This is a genomic window from Micromonospora sp. NPDC049497 (genome assembly GCF_044465805.1).
GTDB lineage: Bacteria > Actinomycetota > Actinomycetes > Mycobacteriales > Micromonosporaceae > Micromonospora.
In genome coordinates this window covers 197574-213674 of the sequence record NZ_JBITMC010000007.1, presented here as the reverse complement: position 1 = coordinate 213674, position 16101 = coordinate 197574, and the positions used below count along the sequence as shown (strand labels likewise).

Here is a 16101-nt window from a genome sequence, read left to right as displayed (position 1 = left end):
ATATGTCTTGTAATTGATCAATCGAAGGGGTTCAATCCGTCATGTACCCTTCGAGAGGAGTGCCACCGATGTCAGCACCTCCGATGCGGACGATCGCCGCCACCCTGATCATGGCACTAGCCGGGACCACCCTGCTGGCCTGCGGCGACGACGAGTCCGAAAGCGACAGTAAGAAGATCACCGTCTGGAGCCTGGAGGACGTGGCCGACCGGGTCACCGCCACCCGGGCGATCATCGCCGACTTCACCGCGAAGACCGGCGTCACCGTCGAGCTGGTGCCGGTCAGCGAGGACCAGTTCCCGTCCCTCATCGCCTCCAGCGCCGCCGCCGGCGAGCTGCCCGACGTGGTCGGGTCCGTCTCCCTGGCCGGTGTCCGCACCCTGGCCGGCAACGACCTGCTGCACCCCTCGGCGAATGCGGAGGTCGTCGAGACGCTGGGTCGCCAGACGTTCTCCCCCCGGGCGCTGGAGCTCACCGCCGACGGCGACACGCAGCTGTCCGTCCCGAGCGACGGGTGGGGCCAGCTGCTGGTCTACCGCAAGGACCTCTTCGACGCCGCCGGGCTGCCGGCTCCCGACACGTACGAGAAGATCGCCGCCGCGGCGGCGAAGCTGAACACCGGCGGAGTCGCCGGCATCACCGCGGCGACCGCCCCCGGCGACGTCTTCACGCAGCAGACCTTCGAGCACCTCGCACTGGCCAACAACTGTCAGCTCACCGACGATTCGGGGGCGGTGAAACTCGACTCGCCGGAGTGCGTCGAGGCGTTCCGCTTCTACGGCGACCTCATGCGCACCAGCTCGGTGAAGGGCGCGCAGGACGTCGACACCACCCGGGCCACCTACTTCGCGGGCAAGGCGGCGATGCTGGTGTGGTCGCCGTTCATCCTCGACGAGCTGGCCGGCCTGCGCAACGACGCCAGACCGACCTGCCCGCAGTGCCAGGCCGACCCCACGTGGCTCGCGAAGAACAGCGGATTCGTGACCGCGATCAAGGGGCCGAACGGCACCGAACCGGCCCAGTACGGTGAGATCAGCTCCTGGGCGGTGCTCGACGGCGCCGCCGCCGACTCGGCGAAGTCCTTCGTGGAGTACATGCTGGACGACGGCTACCCGCGCTGGTTCGGCATGTCCCCCGAGGGCCGCTTCCCGGTCCGCAAGGGCACCGGCGGGGAGCCGGAGAAGTTCCTCACCGCCTGGAACACCAGCCAGGCCGGCGTGGACGCGAAGAAGCCCCTGGCCGAGGTCTACGGCGACCAGGTGCTCGCCGAGCTGCGCCGCAGCCCGGACACCTTCTCCCGCTGGGGCCTGACCCAGGGCCAGGGCAAGCTCGTCGGCGCGATCCTCGGCGAGCTTCCGGTGCCCAAGGCGCTGGCCGACGTCGTCTCCGGCAAGTCCGACGCGGCGGCGGCGGCCGGACGGGCCCGCAAGGACGTGGAGGCGATCAAGGCGGGCGTCAATTGACCACCACCGCGCCCGGTACCGGCCGCTCCCCCACCCGGGAGCGGCCGGCCCCGGCCCGCCGGCGGGGGCCGCTGACGCTGCGCCAGCGGGAGTCCCGCGCCGGGCTCGCGCTGGTCGCGCCGACCCTGCTGGTCACGATCGCGGTGATCGGCGTACCGATCGTGTGGACGGTGGTGCTGGCCTTCCAGCGCGTACGCCTCGCCACCCTGCGCAAGACCGGCCTGTTCGGCGAGTTCACGCTGGACAACATCGACCGGGTGCTCAACACACCGGGGTTCGCCGACACCCTCTGGACGACCCTGGTCTACAGCGTCGGCAGCACCGCCGGCTCGATCCTCCTCGGCCTGGCGGCGGCACTGGTCGTCCGCCGACCCTTCAGGGGCCGCACCCTGGTCCGCGCCTCGATGCTGCTGCCGTACGTGGCGCCGGTCGTCGCGGTCACCTTCGTCTGGCAGGTGATGCTGGATCCGCAGCTCGGCATCGTCAACGACTGGGGGCGTCGGTTCCTCGGCTGGGACACGCCGGTCGCGTTCCTGTCCCAGGAGTCCACCGCCCTGGCCACGGTCATCGCCTTCGAGGCGTGGCGCTACTTCCCGTTCGCGTTCCTGTTCCTGCTCGCCCGGCTCCAGGCGGTCCCGGGTGAGCTGGAGGAGGCGTCCCGGGTCGACGGGGCCACCCCCACCCAGCGGTTCCGGCACATCCTGCTGCCCCAACTGCTCCCGGTGATCGCCCTGCTCGGCGTGCTGCGGTTCATCATGACGTTCAACAAGTTCGACGACGTCTACCTGCTCACCGGCGGCGCGGCCGGCACCGAGGTGGTCAGCGTCCGGGTCTACACCTTCCTCACCGCGCGTACCGACATCGGCGCGGCGGCGGCGCAGGCGGTCGTGCTGGCCGTGGTGCTCATCGTCTTCGTCGCGGTCTACCTGCGCTTCTTCGGCGGACGGAGGGCCGACTGATGGACCGGGACCGGATCGAGACGGTCGGCCTGCGCTGGCTGCGCCGCCTGGTCGTCGCCGTCTTCCTGCTGGTGACCCTCTTCCCCTTCTACTACATGCTGGTGCTCTCGGTGCGCCCCATCGAGCGCCTGCTGCTCGACCCCGGTTCCCTGGTCGTGGGGCTGGGCGAGCTGACCGTCGAGACGTACGCCGAGGTCCTCAAGGCCGCCGAGGACGGCGGCCAGGGTTTCCTCACCTTCATGCGCAACAGCGGCCTGGTCGCCGTGGCGGCGACGATCCTGACGCTGGTGGTGGCGATCCCCGGCGCGTACGCGGTCTCCCGGCTGCGGTTCTTCGGTCGGCGGCAGGTCGACGTGCTGTTCCTGGCGGTCTACCTGTTCCCGTCGATCGTCATCGCGATCCCGCTGTTCGTGGTGTTCACCCGGGTCGGGCTGCGCGGGTCGCTGTTCGGGCTGGTCCTCGTCTACATCTCGCAGACGCTGCCGGTCTCGGTGTACATGCTGAAGAACTACTTCGAGACGATCCCGGTGAGCCTGGAGGAGTCGGCGGCGATCGACGGGGCAGGGCGGCTCGGCATCATCCGGCGGGTCAGCCTGCCCCTGGCCGCGCCGTCGATCATGGCGGTCGCCCTGTACGACTTCATGATCGCCTGGAACGAGTTCCTCTTCGCGCTGCTGTTCCTGGTCGACAAGCCGAACCGGTGGACGGTGTCGCTGGGGCTGGCGCAGCTCGCCGACGGGGTGGAGGTGCCCAAGACGGTGCTGATGGCCGGCTCGGTCATCCTCACCCTGCCCATCGTGATCCTCTTCTTCGCCAGCGAACGGCTGCTCACCGAGGGCCTGACCAGCGGCGCGGAGAAGGGCTGACCGGCGCGCGCCCGCCCGGCCCGCGCCCCGCAAGATCGTGCACGATCAGGGAGGTAGTGGCCTCGCGGCGCCCGCGAGGCCACTACCTCACGGGTGCAGCGTGATCTTGTCCACGGCCTCCCCGGTGCCGGCTCGCGCTCCCCGGGGAGCGGTTACGGTGGCGCCATGGGCAAGCCGACCCGCTGGGTGACCGAGACCGGTCCCGAGCACACGCAGTGGTACATCGACCGGTTCCGCCGGCTGGCGGCCGACGGGGTGGACCTGGCCGGGGAGGCCCGACTGGTCGACGCCATGGTCGCTCCCGGTTCCCGGATCCTCGACGCCGGCTGCGGCACCGGCCGGGTCGGCGCCGCGCTCGCCGCGCGCGGCCACACCGTCGTCGGGGTGGACGCCGACCCGGCGCTGGTCGAGGCGGCCCGCGCCGACCACCCCGACCCCCACTGGCTGGTCGCCGACCTGGCCGAGCTGGACCTGGCGGCGGCCGGGGAGCCCGAGCCGTTCGACGCCGCGGTGGTGGCCGGAAACGTGATGGCGTTCGTGGCACCCGGCACCGAGCCGGAGGTGCTCCGCCGCGTCGCCGCGCACCTACGGCCCGACGGGGTGGCGCTGGTCGGCTTCGGCCTGGACCGGGGCTACCGACTGGCCGACTTCGACGCCGACACCGACGCGGCCGGACTGCGCCGGGAGCACCGCTTCGCCACCTGGGACCTGCGGCCCTGGCACGAGGAGAGCGACTTCGCCGTCACCGTGCTGCGCCGCCCCGCCGCCTGAGCGACGGCCCGCCGGCTGATCGCGCCCCTCGACTGATCCCGCCCGCCGGCTGAATCGTCCGTCGGCTGGGCCGCGGTCGCGGCCGGACACGGTGCGGGCGGTCAGGCCGGTGCGGCGACCTCCCGGGCGGAGGCCGGGTCGAGGGTCGCCCCGGCCGGCACGAGACTGACCAGGCTCGCCGGGAGGCGGGCCGGGCGGACACCGGAGTAGCCGAGCATGCCGAGCACGTCCCCGCCGGCCAGCACGTAACGACGGCCGAGGTCGGTGACCACTGACACCGCACCGCCGGTCGCGCCCGGCGCGGCCACCGACTCCACGACCGCACCCCGCCCCGGCTCGACCACGACGTGGTCGGCGAGCACCGGCCCGCCGGGCGTTGCGGGCGCGGTTCGCGGGGTGGTGGCCAGGTCCGGCAGCCGTACGCCGAGGCGCACCTCGGCCGCGCCGCCGTCGTCGCCGACCCGAGCGCAGAGCGCACCGGTGTCCGGTGCGGCCAGCTTCGGTGGCACGGCCGGCGGCGCCGTCGGCCCGGTCGGGGCGAGGTCGGGCACCTTCGGCAGCTCGGCGAACCGCCCGAGGGTGATCGGCTCCGGCTCACCCTGGCCGGTGCGGGCCAGCAGCAGACTGGCCTGCATCTCGGTGATGCCGGCCAGTCCGTCACGGAGGGCGACCGCGTACTGGCGGCCATTGCCGACGTTGCGGACCAGGTAGACGTCGCCGACGCGGGCCCCGTCGACCTCGTCGGACCGCTCCCCCGCACCGGGCAACGCGAGCGGCGCCAGGTCGCTGCCGGCCGGCAGGGTGTTGAGCAGGGCCGGCGCGACCGCGACCGCCCGGGCCCGGGTGGTCGCCAGCGCCGCCAGCACGCGGTCGGGGTCGCGGATGAGGTGGCGGCGCTGCCGCCAGACGAGGTGCAGCGCCCCGTCGGGCCCACGGAGGAGCAGCCCGTCCTCGCCGAGCGCCCGGCCACCGCCGCCGGAGACACCGATCAGCACCGCCGAGCGGGGCGCCGCACGGTCGGGGTCGAGGCCGGCCACGGAGCAGACCGTCCACGGGGTGTCGGCGAGGCGCCTCGCGGCGGGCAACGAGTCCGGCGCGTCGGCGATGCCCAGCGGCAGGCCGCGCGGCACGCCCTCGATCGACCGGCGGGACACCAGCACGGTCTTCGGACGGTCCGCGCCGATGATGAGCAGGGCCGACGCGTAGTTGAGCACGGGATGCAGTTTCTGCTCCCGGTAGACGAACCGGGCGCCGGACTCCTTCTCCACGATCACCGCGCCGGCGTCGCGCCACTTGGTCCCGCCGCCGGCGAACAGCCCGTAGAGGGCGAAACCACCCAGCACGATCGCCGCCACCAGGACGCTGGCCAGCCCGGCGCCGGCCAACCGCCGGAACGGCGACTGCACCGGGTCGGTCTCACGCATCACCAGTGCGGCCACCGCCCGCTGGATGGTGAACTGGTAGGAGTGCAACTGGTCCTGCCGCGACGGCATCGGGTCTCCTCCGCTCGGTGGCCGGCACAGGATAAGCGTTCCGTCGATGTCCCGAGGACCCGGTGTAGCCAGCGCGCGGGATCCCACCCGGGCTAGGCGATCGGTACCCCCCTGGGTATGGTTACGGTGGAGGTGAGGACGTGAAGCTACGACCCGAGATGACGACCGACGCGCTGACCCGACTCAAGCGTGCACGTGGGCAGCTCAACGCGGTGATCGAGATGATGGAGAACGGCGAGGACTGCCGGGCCACGCTGACCCAGCTCGCCGCCGTCTCCAAGGCTCTGGACCGGGCCGGCTACAAGCTCATCGCCTCCGGGATGCGGCACTGCAACACCGCCCGGGAGAAGGGTGAGCAGCCCGAGATGACCGAGGACGAGCTGGAGAAGCTGTTCCTGGCCCTGTCCTGACCACGATCTCCACCGTCCGCGCCGCTTGAGGGTGGCGCGGACGGGTAGCCCGCGTCACATCAGTCCGCCTGCTATATACCCCTGGGGGTATATAGCGGTATGGAGAGGAGCACCCGATGACACTGGACATCTCCGTCATCTCGACCTCGTCGCTCGGCGACCGGAGCTACCTGGCCTCCGACGGCCGGATGGGCATCGTCGTCGACCCGCAGCGCGACATCGACCGCGTCCTGTACCTGGCCGGTGCGAAGGGCGTCCGGGTCACCCATGTCGTGGAGACGCACATCCACAACGACTACGTCTCCGGTGGGCTGGAACTCGCCCGCGTCACGGGTGCGCACTATCTGGTCGCGGCGGCCGACGAGGTCGGCTTCGACCGGATGCCCGTCTCGGACGGCGACGAGGTGGCGGTCTCCGACACGCTGCGGCTGCGGGTGGTGGCCACGCCGGGCCACACCTTCCACCACCTCTCGTACGTCCTCGACGAGGCCACGGCCGGCGACTGGCGGCCGGTGGGCGTCTTCACCGGCGGATCGCTGCTGTTCGGCACCACCGGCCGTACCGACCTGCTGGGCAAGCAGCACGCCCACGACCTGGCCCACCGCCAGTACGCCTCGGCGCAGCGGCTCGCCGACCTCCTCCCCGACGGGGCGCAGGTGTGGCCGACCCACGGCTTCGGGAGCTTCTGCTCCGCCGGCCAGTCCGACGCCCCGGAGTCGACGATCGGACGCGAGAAGCAGGTGAACCAGGTGCTGCGGCTGGCCGCGGACGACTTCGTCACCGAGACGCTCGCCGGTCTGGACGCCTATCCCGCCTACTACGCCCACGTGGGGGTGGCCAACTTCGCCGGTCCCGCGCCGGTCGACCTGACCCCGGTCAGCCGGGCGGACGCCGCGGAGCTGCGGAAGCGGATCGCCGACGGCCAGTGGGTCGTCGACCTGCGGCACCGCAAGGCGTACGCCGCGTCGCACCTCGCCGGCACCGTGAGCCTCGGCCTCGACGGCCCGATGTCGACCTGGCTCGGCTGGCTGATCGACTGGGGCGTCCCGATCACCCTGCTGGCGGAGACGCCGGGGCAGGTCGCCGACGCCCAGCGCGAACTGGTCCGGATCGGCATCGGCCGGCCGGCCGCGCAGGCCACCGGCGGGACCGACCAGTGGGCGGTCGACCGCGAACAGGTACGCGAGCTACGCACCGCCGACTTCGCGGCCCTGGCCGCGGCCCGCGGCGGCACCGTGCCCGGCGGCCTGCCGGCGCCCGATGTCGTGCTCGACGTCCGGATGACGAACGAGTGGCGCGAGGGCCACGTCGACGGTGCCGTGCACATCCCGCTGCCGGACCTGCCGAGGCGGATGGACGAGGTACCGGCCGGCGTCGTCTGGGTGCACTGCGGATCCGGCTACCGCGCCACGGCCGCCGCCTCACTGCTGGCCAACGCCGACCGGGAGGTCGTCGTGATCGACGACAAGTTCGGTCAGGCCGAGGCCGCCGGCGTCGCCATGGCCCCCGGCGCCTGACCGGATCCCCCGGGGCCCGGGCGGCGCGACCAGCGCCGCCCGGCCCCACGTTCCTTCCCCTGAATGAGGAGACCATGAGCAACCCCGAGACCACCCGTACCGCCACCGTCGACGCCGCGACGCTGCGCGAGCTGATCGCCTCCGGGCGTCCGCCGCGCCTGCTCGACGTGCGTACCCCGGCGGAGTTCGAGACCTCGCACATCCCCGGCGCCTACAACGTGCCGCTCGACCTGCTGAAGGAGCACCGCGAGGAACTGCGCAACCACCTCAACGAGGACGTGGTGCTGATCTGCCGTTCGGGCGCCCGCGCCGCCCAGGCCGAACAGACCCTCGCCGGGGTGGGGCTGCCCAACCTCAAGGTCCTGGGCGGCGGCATGATGGCCTGGCAGGCCGCCGACGCGCCGCTGAACCGGGGCGCCGCGCGCTGGGACCTCGAACGGCAGGTCCGCCTGGTCGCCGGCTCGATCGTCCTGGTCAGCATCCTGGGCTCGGTCCTCGTGCCCGGTCTGAAGTGGGTCGCCGGTTTCATCGGCGCCGGGCTGACCTTCGCCGCGGTGACCAACACCTGCGCGATGGGGATGCTGCTCGGCAAGCTGCCCTACAACCGCGGCGCCAGCTGCGACCTCGACACCGTCGTCGGTCAGCTGCGTACGGGCCCGACCGCCGGGCAGCGGGCCTCGCGCTGACCGTCGGACTGGCCGTCCTCATGCCGGTCGTCGCCACCCGGCCGGAAGCGGCCGGGTGACGGCGACCCGGGCACGGTTCAAGGGCGCAGGATCAGCCGGATCGGGTTGCCCTGCTTGCTGTGCACCCGCTCCACCGCCTGCTCCGCCTCGGCCAGCGGCAGCACGTCGCTGATCGACCCGCTGAGGTCCAGCCGCTTCTGCCGCGTCAGCGACACCAACTGCTCGACGTGCTCGGCCTCGGAGCCGTAGTGGCCGAGGATCGCCTGCTGGAAGTAGTTGAACGAGCTGTCCGACGGGATCGTGACCGGCTTGTTGGCGATTCCGGCGAGCACCAGCCGTCCCCGCCGGCCGAGAACGGTCAGCGCCTGTTCCCGGACCGGGGTCACGCCGGCGAAGTCGAACGCCACGTCCAGCCCCCGCCCGGCGGTCAGGGCCAGGACCGTGTCCCGGAACGCCGGGTCCGCCGGGTCGAGGGCCGCGTCCGCGCCGAGCACGAGGGCCCGGTCGCGCGCGGCGGCGAGCGGCTCGACCGCGATCACCGGCGCCGCGCCGACGACGCGGAGCAGTTGTACGGCGTGGGCACCGAGACCACCGACGCCCCAGACCGCGACCGCCTCCCCGGGACGGGTACGCGCGGTGTCGGTCACCGCCGCCCACGGGGTGGAGACCGCGTCGGGAATGATGCACGCCTGCTCGAACGGCAGGTCGTCGGGGATCGGCACCAGGGTGTCCCGGCTGGCCACGGCGTACTCGGCCCAGCCGCCGTCGTAGTCGACGCCCCGGGTGAAGATGGTGCCGCGCTGGTCCCGTTCCCCGGCCTGGAGCAGCACCCGTTGGCCCGGTTGCCAGCCCTCGACGCCGTCACCGAGGGCCTCGACCACCCCGGCGACCTCGTGTCCCAGCGTCACCACGTCGCCCGGGAGGTAGAGCGGGGTCAGCGTGCCGTCGATCAGGTGCACGTCGGAGAGGCACACCCCGGCCGCCATCACCTTGATCCGCACCTGTCCCGGCTGCGGCTCGGGCACCGGTACCGACTCCAACCGCAGCGTCCGGTCCTCCAGGTGCAGCCGTCCGGCCAGCATGTCCGCCACGTCCACGTACTCCCTGTCCGGCCGCCGGTCGGCGGCCTCGACTGTCCGGCATACCCGACGACGCGGGATGAATGCGGGATGTCCCGGCCCTACCGCTTGACGATCTCTCTGCCCTAAAGGACGGAGATTCCCTCCACGCTGCGCGTGGAACACGCGGCGTCCGGGCGGATTCCTGCTTCGTCGCGCGGTGCCGGCACGAGTGCCGGTCTTACCTGCGCTCCACAGGCGTTTGAGTTGTCCCAGCGTCCCTGGGCCAACACGTTGATCGCCGCGTTGACGTCCCGGTCGTGGATGGCCCCGCAGGGGCAGGTCCACGATCGGACGTTCAGCGGCTTGGGACCGTCGAGCCGGCCGCACGCCGAGCACGTCTGCGACGTGGGCGCGAACCGGTCGATCTTTGCGAAGGTGCGCCCGTACCGGGCGGCCTTGTACTCCAACATGCGCGTGAACGCCGCCCAACCGGCGTCATGCACGGACTTCGCCAGCCGGGTCCGGCCGAGACCGACGACGCACAGGTCCCGTGCGTCAGTACATCGAGCAGCAGAACCGCCCGGTCCAAGGCACCGCCCAGACCTTGGCGGCACTCCCAGCGCGGCCCTTCACCCCCGCCCTAAGGGCGGAGCACTGGCCCGCATCCCGGTAGCATCCGGCGGATGGGCGCACGATTCGAGGAACTGGCCTGGCGGGAAACCCCGATCGGCGCCGTCAGCCTGCGCCGGCGCCGCGACCCGACGCTCGGCGTCGAGGTGTACGAGGTGAAGCTCGACGACGAGTACCTGATGTCGAGCCTCTTCCCGGTGGCGGAGATCGAGCTGGCCCGGTTGGGGCTGGCCGCGCTGGCCGGAGGGGACCTCGACGTGGTGGTCGGCGGCCTCGGCCTCGGCTTCACCGCCCGCACCGCGCTCGACGACGACCGGGTCCGTTCGCTGGTGGTGGTAGAGGCGGTCGAGGACGTCATCGACTGGCACCGGCGTGAGCTGCTCCCCTTCGCCGCCGGGCTGGCCACCGACCCGCGGACGCGCTTCGCGCGGGCGGACTTCTTCGCGGCCGTCGCCGAGGGCACGGGCTTCGACCCGGACGACGCGGCACGGCGGTTCCACGCCGTCCTGTTGGACGTGGACCACTCCCCCCGCAACGTGCTGCACCCCAGCCACGCCGCCTTCTACACGCCGGAGGGCCTGCGCCGGCTGACCGCACACCTGCACCCGGACGGGGTGTTCGCGCTGTGGTCGGACGACCCGCCGGACGCCGAGTTCGAAAAGGTTCTCGGCGCGGTGTTCCGCACCGCGCGGGCCCACGTGGTCCGCTTCCCCAACCCGCTGACCGGCGGGGAGTCGGCCAACACGGTCTACGTCGCGCAGCGCTGACACCGGCCGGCCCAGATACCTACGGGACCGTAGGTTACCGTGGGGTAGGCGACTGGGTGGCACCGTGAGGAGAGACACATGGACCTGAGCGAACGGCCCTGGCTGCGCAGCTACGCACCGGACGTGCCGGCGACCATTCCGTCGTCGGAGGAGTCCCTGGTGGACCTGCTGCGGAACTCGGCACGCCGGTTCGGTGCCCGCGAGGCGCTGGACTTCTACGGCGCCACCACCAAGTACGCGGACCTCGCCGGCCAGGTGGAGCGGGCGGCGGAGGCACTGCGCCGGCTGGGTGTCGGGCGCGGCGACCGGGTCGCACTGGTCCTGCCGAACTGCCCGCAGCACGTCGTCGCCTTCTACGCGGTGCTGCGGCTCGGCGCCGTCGTGGTGGAGCACAACCCGCTCTACACCGAGCAGGAGCTCACCCACCAGCTCGCCGACCACGGCGCGCGGGTCGCGGTGGTCTGGGACCGGATGGCGCCGCTGGTCCTGCGTACCGCCGGCGCCACCGCCGTGGAGACGGTGGTCGCGGTGGACCTCAGCCGCGCCCTGCCCCGGCTCAAGCGCTGGGCGCTGCAGCTGCCGCTGCCGGCGGCCCGCGCCACCCGCGCCGCCATGACCGGGCCCGCGCCCGGCGCGCTGTCCTGGGAGAAGCTGGTCACCGCCGCCGGCCCGCTCGCCGCCGACCACCCCGCGCCGGGACCGGACGACACCGCGCTGCTGCAGTACACCGGCGGCACCACCGGCACGCCGAAGGGCGCCGTCCTCACCCACCGCAACCTGCGCGCCAACGCCGCGCAGGGCCGCGCGTGGGTGCCCGGTCTGCGCGACGGCGCCGAGACGGTGTACGCGGTGCTGCCGCTGTTCCACGCCTACGGCCTGACGCTCTGCCTCACCTTCTCGGTGAGCATCGGGGCGACCCTGGTGCTCTTCCCCCGCTTCGACCTGGACCAGACCCTCGCCGCGGTCCGCCGCCGCCCGCCGACGTTCCTGCCCGCCGTCCCGCCGATCTACGAGAAGCTGGCCACCGCCGCCCGCGAACGCGGGGTGGACCTCACCTCGGCCCGGTACGCCATCTCCGGCGCGATGGCGCTGCCACCGGCCACGGTGGAGCTGTGGGAGTCGGTGACCGGCGGGCTGCTCGTGGAGGGCTACGGGATGACCGAGACCTCCCCGGTGGCCCTGGGCAACCCGGTGTCGCCGGCCCGCCGGCCCGGGACGGTGGGCGTACCGTTCCCGTCCACGGAGGTCCGGATCGTCGACCCGGCGGACCCGACCCGCGACCGCGCCCCGGGCGAGGCCGGCGAGCTGCTGATCCGGGGTCCGCAGGTGTTCGCCGGCTACTGGCGGCGGCCGGAGGAGACGGCGGCGGTGCTGCTGCCCGACGGCTGGCTGCGCACCGGGGACATCGTGGTGATGGACGACGACGGTTTCGTGACCGTGGTGGACCGGATCAAGGAACTGATCATCACCGGCGGCTTCAACGTGTACCCGTCGGAGGTGGAGGAGGCGCTGCGCCGGGTGCCGGGCGTCCACGACGCCGCCGCCGTGGGGCTGCCCTCCGACAGCGGCGGCGAGGAGGTCGTCGCCGTGGTGGTCCTGCACACCGACTGCACCCTGGACGAGGCGGGGATCCGCACGGCGTGCCGGACGCACCTCACCGGGTACAAGGTGCCGCGTCGGGTCGTTGTGGTGGAAGACCTGCCACGCTCCCAGATCGGCAAGATCCTCCGTCGCGAGGTCCGCGACCGCCTGCTCGCCGACTGAGTTGTCAGCGCGACATCACCCGAGCAGCGACGAGCGGGAGGCGAGGTCCTCCCGCTCCTCGGGGGTCATCTCCTGATAGCGGCTCCAGAAGGTCTGGAAGGGTGCTGTCAGCTCCGTGCCGTAGGGTTCGCTGGTTGCGGCCTGGCGGAGGGTGAGTCTGCCGTCCAGGACCGCGGTCGCCATCTCGCGGAGTAGCGGACTGTCGCTGCGGGCGAGCTGGTCCAGGACCCGGCGAAGGGCCCGGGTTCGTTGCTCGTCGCCGTCGGTGATGTCGTCCTGGTGGTCCATGACGGTCACGCCCTCGCGCCGGCGAGGGGGTGGTCGTAGCGGCCACCACCGGGGAGTGCGGGAAGGGCGACGGTGTCGAGGTCACTGAGTTCGCGGGTGAGGGCGGCGCGGAAGACGAAGACGGCGGCGGCGATTTGCTGGCAGAGTTTGGTCGCCTCCCCCCAGAGCCGGAACATGTTCGCGACCTCCGCGGCGGCAACGCCGTAGCCGACGAGCGCGCCGACGCCAGTTTGCGCAGTGACGGTACCGGCAGCGGCGGCGACTCCGGTGATGATGGCGGCGTCGACGAGGCTCTTGACGACACCCCCGAGAGCTTCACCGGCGGACCAGACGGCGTCGGCCATCTCCCGGTATGCCTTGCTGATGGCGGACAGGGGGGCCCGGAGGTCGGCGGTGGCGTTGGCCGTGGTGGTGAAGTAGCGGAAGGCGCCGTCTCCGGCCACTCCGTGCCAGAGGGGACGCAAGGTGGTGGTGCCGGACTGGACGTTGTAGGCCAGGTCGTGCAGGGCGCCACCCACGTTGTCCACGACCGGCCCCATCCTGGCGAGGGCTTCCCAGTCTCCGGAGACCTGGCTCTGAAGCCTGCCGATGGGGTCGAAACCGAAGACGCGGTCGAAGACCTCGTTGAGCCAGTTGGCGGGGCTGATGTGGTCCATCCAGCCCAGGGCGTTCGCGGGCTTGTCGGGGTCTCCCGGAGTGTCGAGATGACCGCGAACGTCTCGGACGTCGACGAAGTCCGCCGGGGTGCACGGGTTGTTCGCCAACTCCAGTTCCAGAGGGGTGATGCACCGGTCGAGCGCTGGTGGCAGGGTCCGGTCGAGAAGGTCGGCGTTGGCCAGGTCGGTCGTGCGGTAGTAGCCGGCGGAGGCTCGCAGTTCGGGAGCGGAGTTCTCCAGGAGGCAGGCCAGCCGGTTGAGGGTGCTGTCGATGACGTCCACGGCGTGCTCGTGGGCGGCTCTGGCGATCTGAATCTGCTCGCCGCCCGTCGCGACGTCGGCGTGACGATTGAGGTAGGCGCGGATCTCCCGCACGTCGGCGGCGGCACGATCGACCTGCCGGGCGAAGCCGACCAGCGCTTCCGGTTCAACGGACAGCGTCATCGGTGACCGCCTAGTCCGCGAGAAAGATGCCGGTCACACCCACCACCGCGAGAGCGACGGCGACCGCGAGAACGTACAGCCGCGCACGCGGCTCCCGGACGACGTAGGTGGCCAGGCCGAACGCGCCACTGAGAATCGCCACCCCGTACCACAGGAAGCTCGCCGGCGTGGCCTGACCGATGAAGAGCATCCAGGTGGCCGTCACCGCAACGAAGATCGTGGCGTAGGCGACGCTCTGCCGCAGATTCCGGTAGGCCGTGTGCTGCAATCGGTCGACCGACTCACGGTAGTCCCCCACCGCCGCGGCGCGTTCCTCCTCGCTGACCTGCCGTCGCCTTCTGCGGCTACCAGACCTCTGGCTCCCACTCATGCCGCCGAAGATACCAACGACGGTCTCACCGTCGCGGCCCTGAACAGCCGGACCATCCGGGCCGCGACCAGTCAAGATCCGTGCACCTATCGCCGCTGCCGGCGGCGAACTAGCCCTGCTTGCGCCGGTGGAGCAGGTCAGAGCCAGGTGTCGCGCATGTCCAGGGTGGTCCGGTCGAGGCTCTCCAGCAGGTCGAACTGCGGGCCGGTGCGGGGCAGCTCGTACCGGAAGAAGTAGCGGGCGGCCTGCCGCTTGCCGGCGAGGAAGTCCCCGTCCGATTCGTCCGCCCCCTCCACGGCGAGGAGCTGCTCCAGCCACATCCAGGCGATCACCACGTGCCCGACCGCCTCCAGGTACACACTGGCGTTGGCCAGCGCCACCTCCGGGTCGCCGGTGCTCCACAGGCGGCGGGTGACCAGGGCGACCCGGTCCAGGGCGGCACCGAGCGCCCCGGCCAGCTCGGCGGCCTCCCCCTCGGCCTTCCAGGCCCGGGTGACGGTGGCGCGGATCGTGTCGAGGAGCAGGGCAAGACCGGCGCCACCGGCCATGGTCGCCTTGCGGCCGAGCAGGTCGAGCGCCTGGATGCCGTGGGTGCCCTCGTGGATGGCGTTGAGCCGGTTGTCCCGCCAGTGCTGCTCGACGTCGTAGTCGCGGGTGTAGCCGTACCCGCCGTGCACCTGGATCGCCAGGTCGTTCGCGGCCAGGCACCACTGCGACGGCCAGCTCTTCGCGATCGGCGTGAGCAGCTCCAGCAGCAGGTGCGCCCGCTCCCGGTCGGCCGGGTCCGGTGCGGTCCGCTCCTCGTCGAGCAGGCGTCCGCAGTAGAGGATCAGCGCGAGCGCGCCCTCCACGTAGCTCTTCTGCGCCAGCAGCATCCGGCGCACGTCGGCGTGGGCCACGATCGGCACCTGCGGTGCGGTGGGGTCCTTGTCGGCTACCGGCCGTCCCTGCGGGCGCTGCCGGCCGTACTCGACCGACTTGAGGTAGCCGGTGTAGCCGAGCGCGGTGGCGCCGGCACCGACCCCGATGCGCGCCTCGTTCATCATGTGGAACATCTGCGCCAGGCCCTGGTGCGGCTCCCCCACCAGGTAGCCGACGGCGCCGGGACGACCGCCGGGCCGGTGCACACCCTCGCCGAAGTTCAGCAGCGTGTTGGTGGTGCCCCGGTAGCCCAGCTTGTGGTTGAGGCCGACCAGCACCACGTCGTTGCGGGCGCCGAGCGCGCCGTCGTCGTCGAGCAGCACCTTCGGCACGATGAACAACGAGATGCCCTTCACCCCGGGTGGGCCGCCGGGAATGCGGGCCAGCACCAGGTGGACGATGTTCTCGGCCAGCTCGTGGTCCCCACCGGAGATCCACATCTTGGTGCCGTACAGCCGGTACGTACCGTTGTCCTGCGGCTCGGCGCGTGTGGTGACGTCGGCGAGGGAACTGCCGGCGTGCGGCTCGGACAGGCACATCGTGCCGAAGAAGCGACCCTCCACCATCGGCCGGACCCAGGTGTCCACCTGCTCGGCGCTGCCGTGCGCCAGCAGCAGGTTCGCGTTGCCGAGGGTCAGGAACGGGTACGCGGACGTGGCCACGTTCGCGGCCTGGAACCAGGCGAAGCAGGCGGCCTGCACGACGTGCGGCAGCTGCATCCCGCCGATCGAGGAGTCCATCGTCGCGGCCAGCAGACCCGTCTGCGCGAAGGCGTCGAGGGCCTCTTTCACCTGCGGGATCATCCGCACCCGGCCCTCGTGCACGGTGGGTTCGGTGCGGTCGGCGGCCCGGTTGTGCGGGGCGAACCGCTCGGTCGCCACCCGCTCGGCGAGGTCCAGCACCGCGTCGAACGTGTCGCGGGAGTGCTCGGCGTAGCGGGGACGCTCGGTCAGCCGGGTCACGTCCAGCCAGTCGTGCAGCAGGAACCGCAGGTCACGCCGGGAGAGCAGGGTGGACGACACGGGGGTCTCCTTC

Annotated in this window: 16 protein-coding genes; 9 read left to right on the top strand and 7 right to left on the bottom strand. The window is 72.1% G+C overall.

Features of this window, described 5'->3' with window-relative positions; all coding sequences use genetic code 11:
- The first annotated feature begins 68 nt into the window (after nucleotides 1-68).
- The 4 genes from ACIBR0_RS13395 (at nucleotide 69) to ACIBR0_RS13380 (ending at nucleotide 4059) form a co-directional block, all read left to right on the top strand.
- A complete protein-coding gene (locus tag ACIBR0_RS13395; protein ID WP_396715252.1) occupies nucleotides 69-1463 on the top strand; it encodes an ABC transporter substrate-binding protein in 1395 nt (464 codons plus the stop codon).
- Entirely contained in the window at nucleotides 1460-2422 is a 963-nt protein-coding gene (locus tag ACIBR0_RS13390; RefSeq protein WP_357039369.1) for a sugar ABC transporter permease, read from the top strand. Before ACIBR0_RS13395 ends, ACIBR0_RS13390 begins: the two co-directional genes overlap by 4 nt.
- Nucleotides 2422-3288 carry a carbohydrate ABC transporter permease gene (locus tag ACIBR0_RS13385; RefSeq protein ID WP_396715249.1) on the top strand — a complete coding sequence of 289 codons (867 nt, stop codon included), beginning with the start codon at nucleotides 2422-2424 and terminating at the stop codon, nucleotides 3286-3288. The genes ACIBR0_RS13390 and ACIBR0_RS13385 overlap by 1 nt, the downstream gene beginning before the upstream one ends.
- Nucleotides 3289-3453: 165 nt before the next feature.
- Nucleotides 3454-4059 (top strand): class I SAM-dependent methyltransferase, encoded by a 606-nt coding sequence (locus ACIBR0_RS13380; protein ID WP_396715247.1) that lies wholly within the window; start codon nucleotides 3454-3456, stop codon nucleotides 4057-4059.
- A gap of 101 nt (nucleotides 4060-4160) precedes the next feature.
- On the opposite strand, the gene eccB is transcribed toward ACIBR0_RS13380, so the two are convergent.
- On the bottom strand, nucleotides 4161-5552 hold the full coding sequence (eccB, locus tag ACIBR0_RS13375; RefSeq protein ID WP_396715245.1) for a type VII secretion protein EccB: 1392 nt from the start codon (nucleotides 5550-5552) through the stop codon (nucleotides 4161-4163).
- Between the two features lie 140 nt (nucleotides 5553-5692).
- Here eccB and ACIBR0_RS13370 point away from each other — a divergent pair, with 140 nt between their 5' ends.
- From ACIBR0_RS13370 to ACIBR0_RS13360, 3 genes are all read left to right on the top strand, one after another.
- Nucleotides 5693-5962 (top strand): metal-sensitive transcriptional regulator, encoded by a 270-nt coding sequence (locus ACIBR0_RS13370; protein WP_396715243.1) that lies wholly within the window; start codon nucleotides 5693-5695, stop codon nucleotides 5960-5962.
- A 116-nt stretch (nucleotides 5963-6078) separates the two neighbouring features.
- Entirely contained in the window at nucleotides 6079-7479 is a 1401-nt protein-coding gene (locus ACIBR0_RS13365; protein ID WP_396715241.1) for a rhodanese-like domain-containing protein, read from the top strand.
- A 74-nt stretch (nucleotides 7480-7553) separates the two neighbouring features.
- A complete protein-coding gene (locus tag ACIBR0_RS13360) occupies nucleotides 7554-8165 on the top strand; it encodes a rhodanese-like domain-containing protein (protein ID WP_396715239.1) in 612 nt (203 codons plus the stop codon).
- A gap of 77 nt (nucleotides 8166-8242) precedes the next feature.
- On the opposite strand, the gene ACIBR0_RS13355 is transcribed toward ACIBR0_RS13360, so the two are convergent.
- Both ACIBR0_RS13355 and ACIBR0_RS13350 read right to left on the bottom strand, forming a co-directional pair.
- Entirely contained in the window at nucleotides 8243-9247 is a 1005-nt protein-coding gene (locus tag ACIBR0_RS13355; RefSeq protein WP_396715350.1) for a zinc-binding dehydrogenase, read from the bottom strand.
- 122 nt (nucleotides 9248-9369) lie between these two features.
- Nucleotides 9370-9696 carry a zinc ribbon domain-containing protein gene (locus tag ACIBR0_RS13350; protein WP_396715348.1) on the bottom strand — a complete coding sequence of 109 codons (327 nt, stop codon included), beginning with the start codon at nucleotides 9694-9696 and terminating at the stop codon, nucleotides 9370-9372.
- A 213-nt stretch (nucleotides 9697-9909) separates the two neighbouring features.
- Here ACIBR0_RS13350 and ACIBR0_RS13345 point away from each other — a divergent pair, with 213 nt between their 5' ends.
- Nucleotides 9910-10623, top strand: a complete 714-nt coding sequence (locus ACIBR0_RS13345; RefSeq protein WP_396715238.1) for a spermidine synthase — start codon at nucleotides 9910-9912, stop codon at nucleotides 10621-10623.
- Between the two features lie 78 nt (nucleotides 10624-10701).
- The gene (locus ACIBR0_RS13340; RefSeq protein ID WP_396715236.1) at nucleotides 10702-12387 is read left to right on the top strand and encodes a long-chain-fatty-acid--CoA ligase; all 1686 of its coding nucleotides are present in this window, start codon (nucleotides 10702-10704) and stop codon (nucleotides 12385-12387) included.
- Nucleotides 12388-12402: 15 nt separating this feature from the next.
- Here the strand turns inward: ACIBR0_RS13340 and ACIBR0_RS13335 are convergent, their stop codons facing one another.
- From ACIBR0_RS13335 to ACIBR0_RS13320, 4 genes are all read right to left on the bottom strand, one after another.
- Nucleotides 12403-12675 carry a hypothetical protein gene (locus ACIBR0_RS13335; RefSeq protein ID WP_396715234.1) on the bottom strand — a complete coding sequence of 91 codons (273 nt, stop codon included), beginning with the start codon at nucleotides 12673-12675 and terminating at the stop codon, nucleotides 12403-12405.
- 5 nt (nucleotides 12676-12680) lie between these two features.
- Nucleotides 12681-13775: a WXG100 family type VII secretion target gene (locus ACIBR0_RS13330; RefSeq protein ID WP_396715232.1), complete on the bottom strand. Its 1095-nt coding sequence runs from the start codon at nucleotides 13773-13775 to the stop codon at nucleotides 12681-12683.
- 10 nt (nucleotides 13776-13785) lie between these two features.
- Nucleotides 13786-14145, bottom strand: coding sequence for a hypothetical protein (locus tag ACIBR0_RS13325; RefSeq protein ID WP_396715230.1), 360 nt, complete (start codon nucleotides 14143-14145; stop codon nucleotides 13786-13788).
- Between the two features lie 137 nt (nucleotides 14146-14282).
- Nucleotides 14283-16088 (bottom strand): acyl-CoA dehydrogenase, encoded by a 1806-nt coding sequence (locus ACIBR0_RS13320; protein ID WP_396715228.1) that lies wholly within the window; start codon nucleotides 16086-16088, stop codon nucleotides 14283-14285.
- Nucleotides 16089-16101 lie beyond the last annotated feature (13 nt).

Bases quoted from the DNA above. Each gene is read 5' to 3' on its own strand.
- ACIBR0_RS13395 (WP_396715252.1), top strand. From the start codon at position 69: ATGTCAGCACCTCCGATGCGGACGATCGCCGCCACCCTGATCATGGCA.
- ACIBR0_RS13385 (WP_396715249.1), top strand. From the start codon at position 2,422: ATGGACCGGGACCGGATCGAGACGGTCGGCCTGCGCTGGCTGCGCCGC.
- ACIBR0_RS13380 (WP_396715247.1), top strand. From the start codon at position 3,454: ATGGGCAAGCCGACCCGCTGGGTGACCGAGACCGGTCCCGAGCACACG.
- eccB (WP_396715245.1), bottom strand. From the start codon at position 5,552: ATGCCGTCGCGGCAGGACCAGTTGCACTCCTACCAGTTCACCATCCAG.
- ACIBR0_RS13365 (WP_396715241.1), top strand. From the start codon at position 6,079: ATGACACTGGACATCTCCGTCATCTCGACCTCGTCGCTCGGCGACCGG.
- ACIBR0_RS13360 (WP_396715239.1), top strand. From the start codon at position 7,554: ATGAGCAACCCCGAGACCACCCGTACCGCCACCGTCGACGCCGCGACG.
- ACIBR0_RS13355 (WP_396715350.1), bottom strand. From the start codon at position 9,247: ATGCTGGCCGGACGGCTGCACCTGGAGGACCGGACGCTGCGGTTGGAG.
- ACIBR0_RS13350 (WP_396715348.1), bottom strand. From the start codon at position 9,696: ATGTTGGAGTACAAGGCCGCCCGGTACGGGCGCACCTTCGCAAAGATC.
- ACIBR0_RS13345 (WP_396715238.1), top strand. From the start codon at position 9,910: ATGGGCGCACGATTCGAGGAACTGGCCTGGCGGGAAACCCCGATCGGC.
- ACIBR0_RS13340 (WP_396715236.1), top strand. From the start codon at position 10,702: ATGGACCTGAGCGAACGGCCCTGGCTGCGCAGCTACGCACCGGACGTG.
- ACIBR0_RS13335 (WP_396715234.1), bottom strand. From the start codon at position 12,675: ATGGACCACCAGGACGACATCACCGACGGCGACGAGCAACGAACCCGG.
- ACIBR0_RS13330 (WP_396715232.1), bottom strand. From the start codon at position 13,775: ATGACGCTGTCCGTTGAACCGGAAGCGCTGGTCGGCTTCGCCCGGCAG.
- ACIBR0_RS13325 (WP_396715230.1), bottom strand. From the start codon at position 14,145: ATGAGTGGGAGCCAGAGGTCTGGTAGCCGCAGAAGGCGACGGCAGGTC.